The following is a 16,127-nucleotide window of genomic DNA, read 5'->3' on the forward strand; positions in this document are numbered from 1 at the left end:
CCAATATGCCCCTAAAAGCATCTGACAATTTGAAACCTTAACGCGCATCAGCCATGAAAATCCGTTACTCAATTTTACTTACAGTGCTGTTCATCAGCATGTTTTCCTGCAAAGACAGGGAGGATAAGGTCTTTGAAGATGTATTTCAAATAACAAATGATGGCCTGATCGGCAAATGGAAGATGGTTGCGTTTTTATATGATCCGGGCGACGGCAGCGGCAAATTTCAAAAAGCCTCAGAAGGAGAATCCAGCATTGTTGAGTTCAAAGCGAATGGCGATTTCAAAGACACCAGAGGTTCACTTTCATCCTACATTAATCCCTACACCAAATACAAGCTTATTGGCAAGGAAGTTATTGAACTAAGCGGCGGGCCTGCGAACAGCCCTTATCCCAATCACAATTGGACTTATCGTGATCTGACGCCAACCTCTGTCACCCTCGGTTTTGGCTGTGATGAAGCTTGTCTTGGGAGGTTTGTGGCAGTGGAATGATAGCTTATTTAAACCAATCCTTGAATATCTCCCTGCTATAAACAAGATCTTTCTTGTGCGCCTCAACCGCATTCATTGTATCGGGCGAAGCCTTTTCAAGACATTGCTCCAAGACCAAATGTGGCGTTACATTCATCGCTTGCAATGTGGTTACCAGGTGGCGGTAATCGATGTCGCCGTCGCTGAATGTTTCCTGCCAGATTCCGTTTTTAGATTGGCGCAGATGGAGTTCTACAATTCGTTTTCCATACAATTTCACGATATCAAAAAGCGCGATCTGCGAATTTCCGGAACCCCGGTAAACCCAATGCACGTCCAGGCAAAGTGAAACATTTTTCGGATCGGTTGCCAGCAGCATATGGTGAAATTCCCGCGCTGCTGCCCGCAATTCTACGTCGTGGGTGTGATAAGCCAGCGTCATACCACGCTTTTTCAACTCAGCACCGAGTTTATCAAGATTTTTTGCCTGCTCTGCCAGTTCCGCATCATTCTTATTTTCAGAACCGCCCCATTGAAGCGGGTTCGGATTGGTGACAATGATCTTTGTATCAGCGGGTTTCAATGCATCTGCAATCGCCAGCACAGATTCAATGGATTTATTCGCCTCCCCGGCCTTATGCAATGAGCTGTTGACATAAACAGACGGCATAGCGAGCTTAAATTTGTTCAAAACCGGCAGCAATTTCTTCACCTCATCCGCATGTGTGAATGCTGGCTCGTAAGCTTTAAAACTCGTCGAAGCAAACTCCGCAATCGACTTGTCCAGATCTGCTCCCCATTCCCGGTTTTCCCTGCCATAGAAAGTAATCCACGAATATTGATTGCAGGAAATGGGAAAAGGCGCTGCTATGGCCTCCGTTTCCGGCAAAAATGCTGATCCGGCAGAAACGGCCAGCGCGTTTATAAATGTCCTGCGATCCATAGCCATGCGAATTGCTGTTTTAAAGATTTTAATCAAAGCGAAAAAGGACAAATTATTACCGTCTTCGTAACTTTGCAGGATTAAAGGCTAAATCCCTTTCCAAATGCATCAAACGCTTCAACTTACCCTGGCGCCTGAAATAGCGCTGGACGACGAGAATTTTCGTCAGCATATCATCAAAAAATTACGGCTCCGCGCAACGGATACGCCCATAATCCGCAAAACAAGGCAATCCATCGACGCCCGCAGCAGACAAGTAAAAGTCAATGTGCAGGCTGAGGTTTATGTCAATGAAGTCCCGCCTTCGCTGATCAATTTTGAGCTAAATTACCCTGACGTCAGCAAAGCTCCGCAAGCATTGATTGTTGGCTGCGGCCCGGCGGGCATGTTCGCAGCATTGCGTCTTATCGAGCTGGGCATTAAGCCGGTAATTTTTGAAAGAGGCAAAGACGTGCGCGCCAGACGACGCGACCTGGCGGCGATTAACAAAGAACATATTGTAAATCCGGAATCCAATTATTGCTTTGGTGAAGGCGGTGCGGGCACTTATTCCGACGGCAAACTTTACACGCGTTCCAACAAGCGCGGAGACATTCGGCGCGTGCTGGAAATATTTGTAGGGCACGGTGCGAGTGAACAGATCCTGGTCGATACGCACCCGCACATTGGCACCAATAAACTGCCCGTAGTCGTCTCGGAAATGCGTGAAAGCATTTTAAAAGCCGGTGGAGAAATCCATTTCGACACAAAAGTTACCGATTTTATTGTTGATCAAAACCGGTTGAAAGGCGTCGTAACGGATGGCGAGAAAGAGCACATCGGCATTGGCGTCATTCTGGCTACAGGGCATTCAGCGAGAGACATTTATGAACTGCTGCATGCCAAAGATATCCTGATTGAAAGTAAATCTTTTGCCATGGGTGTCCGCATTGAACATCCGCAAAATACAATTGATAAAATTCAATATCACTGCGAAAAAGACCGCGGACCTTATCTGCCGGCCGCTTCTTATAGTTTGGTCACGCAAACGCGTTATAAAGGCATTCAGCGCGGTGTATTTTCTTTTTGCATGTGTCCGGGCGGATTTATCGTGCCTGCTGCAACGGCAACTGGCGAAGTGGTTGTGAATGGCATGTCGCCTTCTCGCCGTGATTCGCCTTTTGCAAATTCAGGCATTGTTGTTGCGGTAGAAGATGCTGATTTAGTGCCATATAAGGAGTTCGGACCGATGGCTGGCTTGCAATATCAAATGGAAATTGAACAGGCTGCCTGCAAATTTGCGGGTGCAACACAAACGGCGCCAGCCCAGCTGGCAAAGGATTTTATCAAGGGCAGAGTTTCTGCGCAATTGCGGGAAACGTCATATCAGCCCGGTTTGCATTCGATTGATCTTCGGGAAGTTTTGCCAGCAGAAATCGCATTTCCACTCAGCGAGGCGCTTACCGATTTCGGGCAAAAAATGCGTGGTTATATTTCGGGTGACGCGCAGCTGATCGGCGTGGAAAGCAGGACTTCTTCGCCCGTAAGGATCCCAAGAGAATCGGAAACTTGCGAGCATCCCGAGGTTAAAGGTTTGTTCCCGTGCGGCGAAGGAGCAGGATACGCGGGTGGCATCATGTCCGCAGCCATGGACGGCGAACGCTGCGCCGCCCAGCTCGCCAAACTATACGCCTCGGCAAAAATTTAATTACTTCCATAACCTATGTTGTTATGTTTATATTTGCATAAATGACATTTTGGAAGCAATTCCTTAACACACACTACATATATGCCCGAGATTTTCAGAATGTTTGGAATGAAGTTTTTCTTTTACAGTCTTGAACATTTGCCAATCCATATTCATGTCCGCAATGCGGACGGCACTGCGAAGTTTGAGGTCAGTCCTGTGAAATTGGTCGAAAGTCACGGCATTAAACCGAAGGATCTCGTCCTGGCGGAAGCGCTGGTAGAAGAGCATAAGGAATTAATAGCAACAAAGTGGCAGCAGTTCCATGGTGTGTGAAGGGGTTAATTTTCTAAATTCAAGTTCCTATGAAAATTAAAAATGTGTGGTTCGATGCTTCAAACATTTATGTGGTGACGGACAGCGGACATACGATCGGCAATCCGCTTGAATGGTTTGGCAGGTTAAAAAATGCAACTGCTGAGCAAAGAAGCAAGTTTGAAATTGGCCCCGGCGGCGATAGCCTGCATTGGGAAGAAATCGACGAAGATCTGAGCCTGGAAAGTCTTTTTGATTTCAGGAGAGAACTTCATTACGCCAAAATCTGACATCAACCTTATTCAACAACTTGCCTCTATGGCCGCTTTGGGATCTTTTTCCTTATTTATTGATGCACTCTCACGTAAACTGAAATATCCGCTGCCCGGTGAATCAGCGCACCGGATCATGCAGGCCTCTTCTAAACTGCGCCTGACATTCAAACCCAATGCCCGCACCAGAAAAAGTGCGGTCCTGATCCTGTTTTATCCGCATAAAGATGAAATTTATTTTCCACTCATCCTGCGCCCCGCTTACGACGGCGTACATTCGGGACAGGTTGCATTTCCGGGTGGCCGTTTTGAGAATACGGACGAAAACCTGATCCGCACAGCTTTGCGAGAAGCACAGGAAGAAATCGGCCTTCGCCTCAACGACGTCAGGATCCTGGGCGTGCTTACCGAACTCTTCATTCCGGCGAGCAACTTTTACGTGTTGCCGGTGATTGCAACCATGCCTTACCGCCCCGACTTTTACCCTGATCCGAGGGAAGTGGAAGACATTTTTGAGATAAAACTGGAAGAAATTTCCGATGTAAATATCATCGGATCCAGTGACATTCAAGTCCGTGGTGAACAGGTCCATGCGCCGCACTATATGGTGCAGGGATACAAAATATGGGGCGCAACTGCCATGATGATCAGCGAGCTTTTGAGCGTGCTGAATGCGTCGGAAAGCGACCCTGAAAGCTAGAAATTATCTCTCTTTTTTGCTATATTAGCAGATAATTCAAATTGATCTTCCGGTAATAATCCGTCCTGTTCCGCTCTTTTGGAATGGTTCAGTGCTGCATCATAAACCGGCTGCAATTACCTTACAAAATTTACTGAGTACTTAAAAACCTGGTTCCTCCTTCATTTATGGACGAAAACGGAGCTACGCCTGACGTAGAAGATAGCGGATTGCACGATAAACTGCCCATTTCGGGTTTATATGAAAGTTGGTTTCTTGATTATGCATCATATGTAATTCTTGAACGTGCGGTTCCAGCTGTTGAAGATGGTCTTAAACCCGTTCAAAGGCGCATTATGCATGCCCTGAACGAAATGGATGACGGCCGTTTCAACAAAGTAGCCAATGTGGTTGGCTCTTCCATGCAATATCACCCGCACGGTGATGCTTCCATTTATGACGCAATAGTTAACATTGGCCAGAAAGAACTGCTTTTTGACACGCAGGGAAACTGGGGTGATATCCGGACCGGCGACGGAGCCGCAGCGGCGCGTTACATTGAAGTGCGGTTGTCGCGTTTTGCCAAAGAAATTGTTTTTAATGACGACACTAACAGAATGGCAGCTCTCTTATGACGGCCGCAAGCGTGAGCCGGTAACATTGCCGGTAAAATTCCCGCTGTTGCTTTCTTTGGGTGTTGAAGGAATTGCAGTGGGGCTTTCTACGAAGATCCTTCCGCACAATTTCTGCGAACTGATCGATGCGTCCATCAGCATTCTGCAAGGGAAAGACGTCATCGTATATCCCGATTTCCTTACCGGCGGACAGATCGACATTTCCAATTACAACGACGGTCACCGCGGCGGCAAAGTGCGCGTAAGGGCGCGGATTGAGGAAGAGGACAAGAAAATGCTCGTTATCCGCGATATTCCGTTCGGAACAACGACGACTTCCATCATTGAATCGATCATTAAGGCCAATGATGGCGGCAAGATCAAGATCAAAAAAGTGGTGGATAACACCGCTGCCGAGGTCGAAATTCAGGTGCATTTAGCGCCGGGCGTTTCGCCGGATATCACGATGGATGCGCTCTATGCATTCACAGAATGCGAGGTTTCTATTTCCCCGAATGCTTGTATCATCATTGAAGACAAGCCGCATTTTGTTGGTGTAACGGAAATCCTCAAATATAACACGCACCAGACGGTCCGTTTGCTGCAACGCGAGCTCGAAATCAAGCGGCTGGCGTTGCTGGAAAAGATCCTTTACGGCTCGCTGGAAAAGATATTTATTGAAAACCGCATTTACCGCGACATTGAAGAATGCGAAACGTTTGAAGACGTTATCCGCACGATTGACAAAGGTTTGGAGCCTTTCAAACCGCAGTTTTACAGAGAAATCACAGACGACGATATCGTTGAGCTGACCGAGATCCGGATTAAGCGGATTTCTAAATATGATGGTTATAAGGCAGATGAGCTGATGCGCAAATGGCAGGAAGATCTTGCCGAAACAGAAGATAACCTCGTGCATATCACACGATTTGCAATTGATTATTTCAAAGATCTGCTCAAAAAATATGGAAAAGGCCGTGGTCGCAGGACCGAAATACGCGCCTTTAACCAAATTGCTGCCAACATTGTGGCTGCCAATAACCAAAAGCTTTATGTAAACCGGGCAGAAGGATTCATCGGTTATGGTCTGAAAAAGGATGAGTTTGTAACCGACTGCTCTGACATTGACGACATTATCGTTTTCAAATCCGACGGAAGGTGTCTTGTTACCAAAATTCAGGAAAAAGTTTTTGTTGGAAAAGACATTATTCACTGTGCGGTTTTTGTCAAAAATGATGAACGCAAAGTTTATAACCTCGTTTATCTCGACGGGAAAACGGGCGTTTCTTACATTAAGCGATGCCAGATCACTGCTGTTACACGCGACCGGGAATATGACCTGACGCAAGGCACGCCAAAATCCAGAATCACTTATTTCACCGCTAATGATAATGGTGAGGCTGAGATCATTACGGTGAATCTTACAGCCCAAAGCAAAGCGAAAGTGAAGCAGTTTGACTTCAATTTTGCAGACCTGCTGATTAAAAACCGCAGTGCCATGGGTAACATTCTGACTAAATATCCGGTCAGGAAAATAACATTAAAACAAGCTGGACGCTCCACCTTAGGCGGCGTTGATATGTGGTTTGACCCCATTATCGGCCGGCTTAACCGGGATGAAAGAGGCGAATATCTGGGCAATTTCGGGCCTTCTGACACGATATTGGTCATTTACAAAGAAGGTTCTTACGAGCTGACAAACTTTGATCTGACCAATCATTATGTGTCCAATGAAGTGCTGCTCGTCAAGAAATTCGACCCGAAAATGGCGGTAACGGCATTGTATTTTGATGGCGCGCAGAAACATCATTTTATCAAGCGCTTCAACATTGAGACTTCATCGATGGACAAGAAATTTCTGTTCATCAGCGACGCCAAAAACAGTAAGTTGCTATTAGCAAGCACGGATAAGCGTCCGCGACTGGAAATTGTTTTACCAAAAACAGCAACCAAAGAACAATCGAAAGAAGAATTTCTGATCGAGGAAATGGTGGACGTGCGCGGATGGCGGGCGATGGGCAACAAGCTTGCTAACGACAAATTCAAAGAAGTGCGCTGGCTCGAACCGCTGCCTGCGGAGGAAGAACCTGCAACGGCGTTGGAAGAACCGGACAGCGAGGAGGATGAAGTTGCAACATTACCTGAAGACGATGCAACCGAACAAAGTCCAAAGGATGAACCATCCCCTAGCCCTGAGTCTCAACCTGGTGAGGAGGAGCTGGCTAGCGCAGCACCCGAGCCGGTAACCGACGATGAAGGCGCTCCCGAATCGGCAGAAGAAGAACCGAAAACACAGGAAAAAGCAAAAAAAGAACCTAAAAAAGGGAAAGACGGCAAGAGTCAGCTTGGCCTTTTTGAATAGACAGTTTAGAGAATAAAAGCCGGAAATAAGCAACAAAAAAGGTTGGTTACTGCGTACGGTTTATGAGTAAAGTATCGCGTACACAGGCCGGAATATTACAAAGAGTTGGTACATTTAGAATGCAGCTTGCAGTATGCTTGTGAAAAAATTGATAAAAGCCATATTAGCCCTTTTATTCGCCAGCATGGTTTTTATCTTGCTTTGTAACTTCTGGGTTGTGTACTGCACGCGTCAGTATAACTTCTTTTCGATTGAAAATTTGCCTTCCAATGATGTTGCCTTGGTTTTAGGAACGAGTAAAAAGTCAGAAAAAGGGAAGGAAAACCTATTTTTCAAATATCGGATGGAAGCGACGGCCCGGCTTTTTAAGGAGGGCAAGATCAAATACATTATTTTGAGCGGCAACAACGATTCGCAATATTACAACGAGCCTGCTGATATGCAGCGAGCGCTGCTTAATCTGGGAATTCCTGAAAATGTGATGACGCTGGATTATGCCGGTTTTCGCACATTTGATTCCATTATTCGGTGTAAGGAGGTTTTTAATCAGGACAATTTTACCATCATATCACAGAACTTTCACAATGCAAGAGCATTATATATAGCTCATAATGAAGGAATTAATGCAATATCTTTTGCTGCTCAGGACGTGCCCGACGGATATTCGCTGCGCACACTTGTAAGAGAATATCTCGCAAGGCCGAAAGCGGTTCTGGATGTGCATGTGTTGCGCCCTGCGGCGGATGTGACCTCAAATAATGAGATAAGGAAAAAATGAGAAACCGGAATGAGGGAAAATGTCTGCTGCCACGATCAATTGGAAAACCCAGCCTAATTAAAGCGTTATTTTTTGCACTGTTAGTCGGAATTGCGTGCTCGAAAAGCGCATTTTCCCAAACGACTTACACCATTAAGGGAAAGATCACCGACGCTTCAACGGGTGACGCGATCCCGTTTGCAAATGTCGGCATCAAGGCCTCACTCTCCGGCGCGACAACCAATTTCGATGGTCTATATCAAATCACTTTTACACCTCCCGCCGATTCCATTCTTGTCACTTATGTTGGATATGAAAGCAAAGCCAAGGCAATTGCTCCTAATGTCGCTGAGCAGACCATTGACATTCAGCTTTCGCCTGGAACGCAGCAATTAAGGGAAGTAAAGATTTTTGCAGGCGAAAATCCCGCCTATGCGATCATGCGCAAGATCGTAGCGGGCAAAAGCAAAAATAATACGGACGAACTGGATGCTTACGAATACGAAAGCTACAACAAGATCCAGATTGACATTGACAACCTTTCTGAGAAATTCAGAAGCCGGAAAGCCGTCAAAAAAATGACGCACATTGTCGATAAATATGACGAGGTGAAGGGCGAAAATGGCGAAACGATCATTCCAATTTTCATATCTGAATCTGTTTCAGACGTTTATTATCGCCGCAATCCGAAGAAAAAGAAGGAGATCATTAACAAGACGAAAGTTTCAGGCGTGGGCCTTACGGATGGGAGTCTTGTTTCGCAGGTTATCGGCTCTTCATTTCAGCAATACAATTTTTATAATAACTGGCTGAATATCTTAGATAAAGACTTCGTTTCGCCCATTGCGGACAGCTGGAAAGTTTACTATGAATATTATCTTTCCGACAGCATTAAAAACGGCGATGTCTACGATTATCAAATTGATTTTGAGCCAAAACATGAGCAGGATTTAGCTTTTACAGGTTCGTTTTGGGTTGATGGCGAAACGTTTGCGTTGACTCAAATGGATGTTAATGTTGGCAAAAGAGCAAATCTGAACTTCATCGAAAAGATCAAAGTCCAGCAATCTTACGAGCTGATTGAGGAGCAAAATGAATGGGTCACTTCAAAAACCCGTGTGCTGATCGATGTGGACGAGCCGACGAAACAAACGGCTGGAATGTTGCTGAAATTCTATTCGGCAAACTCCAAATACAAGGTTAATGATCCGAAAGATCCCAAATTTTACGACACGGCCATCGAGCTGAAAGAGGATTACATGCAGTCCGATTCGACTTTCTGGACCAGGAGCCGTCCAGAAGCATTAAGCGCCAATGAGTTGTTATCATTCCAGCTTGTGGACTCGCTGAAAGTGCTGCCCGTCGTGAAAACTTACACAGAGATCCTGAACATTCTGGTTAATGGCTACAAACGGATCGATAAATGGAACATTGACATTGGTCCTTATTTATATTTGTACGCCAATAACAAAGTTGAAGGTCACCGTTTGAGGCTTGGTTTCAAAACCGACCCCGGATTCAGCAGAAAGTGGATTTTCAGCGGTTATGGCGCTTATGGGACCAAAGACAAGGCATTCAAATACGGTGCGGGAATGGATTATATCATCGACCGGAAACCGTGGACAATGGCTGGCATTGCTTATTCCAAAGATCTGGAAAGACTTGGTGTTTCTGCCGAAACCATTGGCCCTAACACCTTATTCGGCGCATTTTCACGATTTGGCGCATTTCGTCGTGCTTATTGGCAGGAAGACATTTCTGCTTATTTCAAGCGCGAAGTCGTTAAAGGCTTAACCGGAAGCATTCAGATCCGTCACCGCGATTTTCGTCCGTTGTTCCCTTTTACTTACCGCACGAATCCGGGAGCAGGCATTGAGTCACCAGTAAAAAGCACATTTGACATTACGGAAATAAATCTGGAAACGAGGCTGGCAAGCAAGGAGACTTTTTTACAAAATGATAATGAGCGGATCAGCATGGGCAACGGAAACTCACCTGCGTTTACATTGCGCTACACGCTGGGAATGAGGAATTTCCTGGGCGGGGATTTTAATTACAACAAATTTTCTTTCAACATTAAGCAGAGTTTTCGCTTCGGTGTAATCGGCCGGACTTATTACAATGTCACGTTCGGGCTCATTCCTTCCACCCTGCCCTACCCCTTGCTTTACACGCCGCTCGGAAACGAATCGCTGTTTTATGTGGATAATGCTTTCAACCTCATGCGCTATTTCGAGTTCATGAGCGATCGTTATGTTTCGCTGCGTATGGAGCACAATTTTGAAGGTTTTCTGCTCAATCGGATTCCGGCTATCCGCAAGTTGAAACTTCGCATGCTCGCAACCGGAAAGTTATTCTATGGAAGTGTGAGCGATGCGAACCTCAATCTTTCAACTACCCAAGACGAATCCGGCAACGAGATTCAGGCATTTAACAAGCTGAAAGACCTGCCTTACATTGAGCTGGGCTATGGAATTGATAACATTTTCAAAGCAGGTCGCGTAGACTTTGTGCACCGGCTTACTTATCTCAAAAACCCAAATGTGACGCCATTTGCGGTGAAAATTTCATTCTGGTTTAGCTTGTAAGCCAATCAAATGCTTTTCAGATCTTTTAACGCATAAGTCAGGTGGACAGTTTGACCCACTTCCATATCCATCCGGCTGCGGTAAAATGATAATTTCTCATTTTTTGCATTCGTACAGCGGATTTCCCAGTGGTTTCCATGAAATCGGATTACCTCGACCTGGCCCTGCCATTTGCTCTTTTCCAGATTTTTTGTAGGCTTTATTTTCTCTGGACGGATGTAAAATTGCTTGGAATTCGTGGCGTCAGCAAGCCAGTTAATGTCGCCTGTAAGTTCTGCAACGTAACTATTAACGGGCTGATTATAAACTTCCTGAGGCGTTCCAATCTGAATAAGCTTGCCTTCCCGCAACACGGCGATCCGGTCTGACCACGCGAGTGCGTCCGTGGCTTCGTGCGTAACAAACAGGCAAGACATTTTCTGTTGCCTCCGCATTGTTTCAATGGCGCTGCCCAGCACTCGGCGGTTGTGATTATCAAGGTGCGCAAAGGGTTCGTCGAGCAGAAGGACATCCGGCTGTTCTGCCAAAGCCTTTGCAATGGCTGTGCGCTGCTTTTCACCACCCGAAAGCAATTTCGCTTTTTGATTTTTTACATAATCAAGTCCCGTTACCGCGAGCAGTTCTGCGACTTTTTCTTTCCGGTAATCGGCTTCGTAAAAACGAAGTGAATAGGCTATATTTTCCTCGACCGTCTGATTAGGAAAGAGCTCAAACTCCTGGTGAATGAGCTTGATGGAATCGTGGCCCGGCATAAGCTCGCCGCTAACGGGTTTCAACTCCTGTTCTTGAAAGTGGACTTTACCATTGTCCGCATCCTGGAAACGACCCAGAATGCGGAGTAATGTGCTTTTACCAGAGCCGCTTTCTCCCAAAATGCCCAGCCATTCTCCTGCATGAAGTTCGAGGTTAATGTCTGTTAAAACCGGTTTTGAGCCAAAGCTTTTGTGTAAGGATTGCGCGCGTAAGGTAATTTTGCTTTTCTTCATTATGCCCAGGTGATCTTGTTTTCCATCGGCGTACGACGTGCCGGCGCTTCCGGTGCATCATGATAACCCATGAAATATAATCCAAGGCATTTCTGGTTTTCTGGTATGCCTGCGAATTTGGCCAAGAGGTCAAGGATTGCAGGACTGCTCCAATATGATCCGATGCCGTAAGCCGTTGCCGTAAGCCACATATTTTGCACAGCACACGCCACAGCGGCTGTTTCTTCCCACTCCGGAAGTTTTTCAGGATGCAGCTCTGCGCAAATGAGCACTACGACGTTTGATTTGAGCACTTTCTCACCGGCAGCGTCATATTTTGCCTGAGAAAATGATTCGGGAGGCGTTACTGTCCGATATCTTTCTGTGAAAAAGCCGGCAAGCTTATTAAGACTGTCACCTTTGTAAACGACAAAGCGCCAAGGCTCGGTTAGCTTGTGTGTCGGTGCGTAATTGGCGTTTTCAAGGATCGTCAGCAGAATGTCTTTGGGGATGTCTTTCTGAATATAGCTTGGCGGGAAAATACTGCGTCTTTTGCGGATTACACTATTTACTGCCTCAATTGTTTGTTCCATTACAATAAAATTTACTTCTGATTTGTCAAAAAAACAAAGCTAGTAATCTGTAATTAAAATTTACCAACATCCTGCACAACTTTGCCGTTAAACAAGTAATTTGGGCGGCTCCCTGGTGAAATGCGCTAATTTGTTGCAGTAAATTTCACTTCAACCAACCTGACACAGCATGCTTGTTACTACTACTCCGAACATTGAAGGTAAAAAAATCATCAAATACATTGGCCTGGTTAATGGCGAAGCCATCATCGGCGCCAACTTTTTCAAAGATTTTCTGGCAGGAATTCGTGATGTTGTAGGCGGGCGCTCAGGATCTTACGAGCAAGGATTGCGTGAAGCAAAAAGCATAGCAATCCGCGAAATGATGGACCAGGCACAGCGGCTGGGCGCTAATGCGGTCATCGGCGTTGACATTGACCTCGAAACCATTGGCTCTAATAGCGCAATGCTGATGGTCAGCGCAAACGGAACGGCAGTCTGCTTCGAATAAGCAGCAGACTGATCAGAAAACTGCTTTTGCGATCTGGGCTACATTATCAGATTTGCCCATTGTGTAAAAGTGAAGTACAGGCACACCGTATGCCATTAATTCTTTGCATTGGTGAATCCCCCATTCAACTCCTAACTGACGCACTTCTTTGTCCGTCGGGCATTTTTCAACTTCCGCAACGAGTTCTTTTGGGAATTCGAGATGGAAAATTTGTGCGAGCACACTTAGTTGTTTTTTGGTAGCCAAAGGTTTTAATCCAGGAATAATCGGCACATTAATGCCTTCTGCACGGCATCTCTCCACAAACTGGAAATACTTTTGGTTATCAAAAAACATTTGGGTTACGATATAATCAGCGCCCAGCTCAACTTTCTTGCGCAAATGTTGATAATCCGTGTCGAAGCTTGTTGCATCAAAATGCTTTTCAGGATAACCGGCAACGCCGATGCAAAAATCAGTCGGCCACATTTCGGTTTCCGCGTTAAGCAGCTTTCCCTGGTTCATATCATGGACTTGCTTAACGAGCTCGGATGCGTAAGAATGTCCGCCTTGTTTGGCTTTAAAAACGCCCGCAGATTTTTCCGCATCACCGCGCAGAACAAGCACATTATCGATGCCCAGATAATGCAGATCGATCAAAACGTCTTCGGTTTCATCTTTTGTAAAGCCACCGCAAATGATATGCGGCACTGCGTCAACATGGAAGCGCTCCATTAAACGGGCGCAAATTCCAACAGTTCCAGGCCTTTTCCGCACCGGAATCCGTTCAATCAGTCCGTCCTGTCCAACCCGGTCGATAAGCTCTTCTCTATGATATGTTACGTCAACAAACGGAGGTTTGAACTCCATAAGCGGCTCAATAGAATTAAGCAATTCATTGATATTCTGACCTTTTAATGGTGGGATAATCTCAATGGAGAAAAGTGTGTTTCCTTCGGCCTGGCGGATGAACTCGGTAACTTTGGTCATGAACGATAATCTGTGTATTCGTTATTTGCGAATACAAATAAACAAAAAAAATGGCCTACCGCATAACAGTAGGCCATTCCACGTAAACCCTCCTCTATCAGTGTTCGTCAAAAATGTTATTGGGTGTCTGACAGGGCGTCAGTCCCAGGCAACAATTTGCTTGACTGAATACTAATAACTAAAATTCTGTGCCAAATTATTAAACAAACCTTGACACACCAAAATATATCAAAGTTTTTTTATACAAATGTAGATAATTTACTACAAAAAATCCGTTTGTCACATCATTGTAAACGGCTTTGCAGGATGCCTAAATATACTAGTGTTTAATTTTTCGCCAAATCCGGGAATTCATTCCCCAAAGTTTTTACCATCCTGTAAACTCACTGAATTTGACGCGTCATCTCAATGTGCTCAATGTCATCTTCAAGATAAATATCGCTTGACTGGAAGAATTGAAAAGACTCATAAAACCGCCTCAAATAAAGCTGAGCGCCTATTCGAATAATGCTTTTTCCATAAAGTTGCTCCACTTTTGCAATGGACTCATTCAACAGCTCAATGCCATAACCTGCTCCCCTTCCCTTACCGGACACCACAATCCTGCCAATGGAAGGAAACTCATAAGAAACGCCCGGCGGCACAATCCGTGAAAAAGCCATCAGTTTCCCGTCGCGGTAACCCGACAAATGCATTGACTTCTGGTCCTTATCATCCAAATCCAGAAAATTGCATCTTTGCTCTACGATGAACACTTCATTTCTCAGCTGCAAAATTTCGTAAAGTTCGGTGGTTGTTAACGCGTCAAAAGCCTTGAAGCGCCAGTCTAATTTTAGGCTCATTTGGGATCAGTTCTTCTTGAAAGAATATATTTTTACCTGATTTTAATCGTCTTTTATAAATTTGCAGCGAATTTGAATCAGCGCAGGGCCAAAATTCAGGAAATTGCATCTTGAAAACCGGTCGCCGATAACACCAAAATTATTCAACTACATAACATTTTACAAAGCTAAGCATGGGAAGAGCTTATGAATATAGAAAAGCGCGGATGTTCAAGCGTTGGGACAAAATGGCCAAAACCTTCACGAGGATTGGAAAAGACATTGTCCTTGCTGTAAAAAGCGGAACCGCCGATCCTAATACAAACGCAAGGCTTAGGGTACTTTTACAAAATGCCAGGGCGGCCAACGTGCCCAAAGACACGGTTGAGCGTGCGATAAAACGTGCGACGTCCAAAGATCAGGAGGATTACAAAGAGATGGTTTACGAAGGTTACGGCCCGCATGGCGTCGCGATTCTCGTGGAAAGCACAACGGACAACCCTACGCGCACCGTTGCCAATGTGCGCAGTTACTTCAATAAATTAGGTGGCAGCCTGGGCACAATGGGTATGCTTGACTTCATTTTTGACCGTAAATGTATTTTTAAGATCAAAAATGTGGGTAACAAAGATCTGGAAGAGCTGGAATTTGAACTGATCGATGTGGGCGGCGAAGAAGTGTTTCTGGATGAAGAAACGAACCAGATCAACATTTATGGCGAGTTTACAGCATTCGGCGCTTTGCAGCATTATCTGGAAGAAAACGGTTATGAAATCGTTGAGGCCGATTTTGAACGCATTCCGAACGACACCAAAACGCTGAGCGAAGAAGAGGCGGCGGAAGTGGAAAAGTTAATTGAAAGGATTGAAGAAGACGACGATGTGCAACGCGTTTATCACAATATGGCTTAATATAAGGCCACGATCTTGTGTTGCTTTTTCATAAATTCAAACTGATCACCGGGTGATTTCCCTAACAAAGAAGCGCCCACAGGAGACGAAGAAGAGACTGCTATAACGGTCTCTTCTTCTATTTTTAGTAGCCCCCAAGGCTCACTCCGATAAAAATCCAGCCCGCAGTTGTTTCCAGCAAAGAGCCTACTGCCGCGCGAACTAGGCAATTTCGTTTTCGCTTATTTTTTCCAGGAATTTAATCTTTCCTGGCGCACTTGCTCATATTGTCTCGCATGCATGTTCCTGTCCAGCTGGCCCATGGAGCGGGATGTCTCATATTTATCCCCCATCGAGCTCTTTCCCTGGTCGTTAGCCGAAGCCTGCGCAGCTTCCATTGCGTTCCAGGCCACCATCATTCGTTCTTTCCAAAAGTGACTTGATATGGGTGATTAAGGAGGATTTTTTCATCGATGTCAGATTATTAAGGCAAATGTGCAGGACTTTAAAAAGGCTGATTTGAGGCCAAAGATAGGCACCAACCTGAAAAAATAAGGAAAGGGAAATTTCCGATCGCGTTTTCGCGTCGCCAGCTTCCTTTTTATCATCTTTGCCAATGAAGCGGCGCACGAAAAACGCGAAAGCGTTTCACGATAAATGCGAAAACTAGAGAACGGACAATGAGAGTCGTGCCAATATCGGCTCAAAACCCAACGAGCAGGGCAAAACA

Annotated in this window: 15 protein-coding genes and 1 pseudogene; 10 read left to right on the forward strand and 6 right to left on the reverse strand. The window is 45.4% G+C overall.

Annotated features, from left to right (window positions below):
• The first annotated feature begins 53 nt into the window (after positions 1 to 53).
• Positions 54 to 494 carry a hypothetical protein gene (locus tag AC0IYG_RS04500; RefSeq protein WP_471709846.1) on the forward strand — a complete coding sequence of 147 codons (441 nt, stop codon included), beginning with the start codon at positions 54 to 56 and terminating at the stop codon, positions 492 to 494.
• Between the two features lie 4 nt (positions 495 to 498).
• Here the strand turns inward: AC0IYG_RS04500 and AC0IYG_RS04505 are convergent, their stop codons facing one another.
• Positions 499 to 1,422 carry a sugar phosphate isomerase/epimerase family protein gene (locus AC0IYG_RS04505; RefSeq protein ID WP_471709847.1) on the reverse strand — a complete coding sequence of 308 codons (924 nt, stop codon included), beginning with the start codon at positions 1,420 to 1,422 and terminating at the stop codon, positions 499 to 501.
• A gap of 97 nt (positions 1,423 to 1,519) precedes the next feature.
• Between AC0IYG_RS04505 and AC0IYG_RS04510 the strand changes: the two genes are divergently transcribed.
• From AC0IYG_RS04510 to AC0IYG_RS04540, 7 genes and pseudogenes are all read left to right on the forward strand, one after another.
• Positions 1,520 to 3,103: an NAD(P)/FAD-dependent oxidoreductase gene (locus tag AC0IYG_RS04510; RefSeq protein ID WP_471709848.1), complete on the forward strand. Its 1,584-nt coding sequence runs from the start codon at positions 1,520 to 1,522 to the stop codon at positions 3,101 to 3,103.
• An 81-nt stretch (positions 3,104 to 3,184) separates the two neighbouring features.
• Positions 3,185 to 3,418, forward strand: coding sequence for a DUF4160 domain-containing protein (locus tag AC0IYG_RS04515; protein ID WP_471709849.1), 234 nt, complete (start codon positions 3,185 to 3,187; stop codon positions 3,416 to 3,418).
• A gap of 29 nt (positions 3,419 to 3,447) precedes the next feature.
• Positions 3,448 to 3,687, forward strand: coding sequence for a DUF2442 domain-containing protein (locus tag AC0IYG_RS04520; RefSeq protein ID WP_471709850.1), 240 nt, complete (start codon positions 3,448 to 3,450; stop codon positions 3,685 to 3,687).
• A gap of 28 nt (positions 3,688 to 3,715) precedes the next feature.
• Positions 3,716 to 4,369, forward strand: coding sequence for an NUDIX hydrolase (locus AC0IYG_RS04525; RefSeq protein WP_471709852.1), 654 nt, complete (start codon positions 3,716 to 3,718; stop codon positions 4,367 to 4,369).
• 167 nt (positions 4,370 to 4,536) lie between these two features.
• Positions 4,537 to 7,324, forward strand: a pseudogene (locus AC0IYG_RS04530) (DNA gyrase/topoisomerase IV subunit A).
• 133 nt (positions 7,325 to 7,457) lie between these two features.
• Positions 7,458 to 8,102 carry a SanA/YdcF family protein gene (locus AC0IYG_RS04535; protein WP_471709853.1) on the forward strand — a complete coding sequence of 215 codons (645 nt, stop codon included), beginning with the start codon at positions 7,458 to 7,460 and terminating at the stop codon, positions 8,100 to 8,102.
• On the forward strand, positions 8,099 to 10,669 hold the full coding sequence (locus AC0IYG_RS04540) for a DUF5686 and carboxypeptidase-like regulatory domain-containing protein (protein ID WP_471709854.1): 2,571 nt from the start codon (positions 8,099 to 8,101) through the stop codon (positions 10,667 to 10,669). Before AC0IYG_RS04535 ends, AC0IYG_RS04540 begins: the two co-directional genes overlap by 4 nt.
• Before the next feature lie 5 nt (positions 10,670 to 10,674).
• Here the strand turns inward: AC0IYG_RS04540 and AC0IYG_RS04545 are convergent, their stop codons facing one another.
• Positions 10,675 to 11,655 (reverse strand): ABC transporter ATP-binding protein, encoded by a 981-nt coding sequence (locus AC0IYG_RS04545; protein ID WP_471709855.1) that lies wholly within the window; start codon positions 11,653 to 11,655, stop codon positions 10,675 to 10,677.
• The gene (locus AC0IYG_RS04550) at positions 11,655 to 12,227 is read right to left on the reverse strand and encodes a nitroreductase family protein (RefSeq protein WP_471709856.1); all 573 of its coding nucleotides are present in this window, start codon (positions 12,225 to 12,227) and stop codon (positions 11,655 to 11,657) included. Before AC0IYG_RS04550 ends, AC0IYG_RS04545 begins: the two co-directional genes overlap by 1 nt.
• Positions 12,228 to 12,396: 169 nt before the next feature.
• Here AC0IYG_RS04550 and AC0IYG_RS04555 point away from each other — a divergent pair, with 169 nt between their 5' ends.
• A complete protein-coding gene (locus tag AC0IYG_RS04555; RefSeq protein ID WP_471709857.1) occupies positions 12,397 to 12,717 on the forward strand; it encodes a heavy metal-binding domain-containing protein in 321 nt (106 codons plus the stop codon).
• A gap of 12 nt (positions 12,718 to 12,729) precedes the next feature.
• Here AC0IYG_RS04555 and metF read toward each other — a convergent pair whose 3' ends face one another.
• Complete coding sequence (gene metF / locus AC0IYG_RS04560; protein ID WP_471709858.1) at positions 12,730 to 13,686, reverse strand: methylenetetrahydrofolate reductase [NAD(P)H]; 957 nt, start codon at positions 13,684 to 13,686, stop codon at positions 12,730 to 12,732.
• A 383-nt stretch (positions 13,687 to 14,069) separates the two neighbouring features.
• Positions 14,070 to 14,528: a GNAT family N-acetyltransferase gene (locus AC0IYG_RS04565; protein WP_471709859.1), complete on the reverse strand. Its 459-nt coding sequence runs from the start codon at positions 14,526 to 14,528 to the stop codon at positions 14,070 to 14,072.
• Positions 14,529 to 14,701: 173 nt separating this feature from the next.
• Here AC0IYG_RS04565 and AC0IYG_RS04570 point away from each other — a divergent pair, with 173 nt between their 5' ends.
• Positions 14,702 to 15,418 (forward strand): YebC/PmpR family DNA-binding transcriptional regulator, encoded by a 717-nt coding sequence (locus AC0IYG_RS04570; RefSeq protein ID WP_471709860.1) that lies wholly within the window; start codon positions 14,702 to 14,704, stop codon positions 15,416 to 15,418.
• Positions 15,419 to 15,639: 221 nt separating this feature from the next.
• Here the strand turns inward: AC0IYG_RS04570 and AC0IYG_RS04575 are convergent, their stop codons facing one another.
• On the reverse strand, positions 15,640 to 15,816 hold the full coding sequence (locus AC0IYG_RS04575) for a hypothetical protein (protein ID WP_471709861.1): 177 nt from the start codon (positions 15,814 to 15,816) through the stop codon (positions 15,640 to 15,642).
• Between the last annotated feature and the right edge of the window lie 311 nt (positions 15,817 to 16,127).

It is taken from the genome of Dyadobacter sp. AC419 (assembly GCF_979253085.1).

Bases quoted from the DNA above. Each gene is read 5' to 3' on its own strand.
- AC0IYG_RS04500 (WP_471709846.1), top strand. From the start codon at position 54: ATGAAAATCCGTTACTCAATTTTACTTACAGTGCTGTTCATCAGCATG.
- AC0IYG_RS04505 (WP_471709847.1), bottom strand. From the start codon at position 1,422: ATGGCTATGGATCGCAGGACATTTATAAACGCGCTGGCCGTTTCTGCC.
- AC0IYG_RS04510 (WP_471709848.1), top strand. From the start codon at position 1,520: ATGCATCAAACGCTTCAACTTACCCTGGCGCCTGAAATAGCGCTGGAC.
- AC0IYG_RS04515 (WP_471709849.1), top strand. From the start codon at position 3,185: ATGCCCGAGATTTTCAGAATGTTTGGAATGAAGTTTTTCTTTTACAGT.
- AC0IYG_RS04520 (WP_471709850.1), top strand. From the start codon at position 3,448: ATGAAAATTAAAAATGTGTGGTTCGATGCTTCAAACATTTATGTGGTG.
- AC0IYG_RS04525 (WP_471709852.1), top strand. From the start codon at position 3,716: ATGGCCGCTTTGGGATCTTTTTCCTTATTTATTGATGCACTCTCACGT.
- AC0IYG_RS04535 (WP_471709853.1), top strand. From the start codon at position 7,458: ATGCTTGTGAAAAAATTGATAAAAGCCATATTAGCCCTTTTATTCGCC.
- AC0IYG_RS04540 (WP_471709854.1), top strand. From the start codon at position 8,099: ATGAGAAACCGGAATGAGGGAAAATGTCTGCTGCCACGATCAATTGGA.
- AC0IYG_RS04545 (WP_471709855.1), bottom strand. From the start codon at position 11,655: ATGAAGAAAAGCAAAATTACCTTACGCGCGCAATCCTTACACAAAAGC.
- AC0IYG_RS04550 (WP_471709856.1), bottom strand. From the start codon at position 12,227: ATGGAACAAACAATTGAGGCAGTAAATAGTGTAATCCGCAAAAGACGC.
- AC0IYG_RS04555 (WP_471709857.1), top strand. From the start codon at position 12,397: ATGCTTGTTACTACTACTCCGAACATTGAAGGTAAAAAAATCATCAAA.
- metF (WP_471709858.1), bottom strand. From the start codon at position 13,686: ATGACCAAAGTTACCGAGTTCATCCGCCAGGCCGAAGGAAACACACTT.
- AC0IYG_RS04565 (WP_471709859.1), bottom strand. From the start codon at position 14,528: ATGAGCCTAAAATTAGACTGGCGCTTCAAGGCTTTTGACGCGTTAACA.
- AC0IYG_RS04570 (WP_471709860.1), top strand. From the start codon at position 14,702: ATGGGAAGAGCTTATGAATATAGAAAAGCGCGGATGTTCAAGCGTTGG.
- AC0IYG_RS04575 (WP_471709861.1), bottom strand. From the start codon at position 15,816: ATGATGGTGGCCTGGAACGCAATGGAAGCTGCGCAGGCTTCGGCTAAC.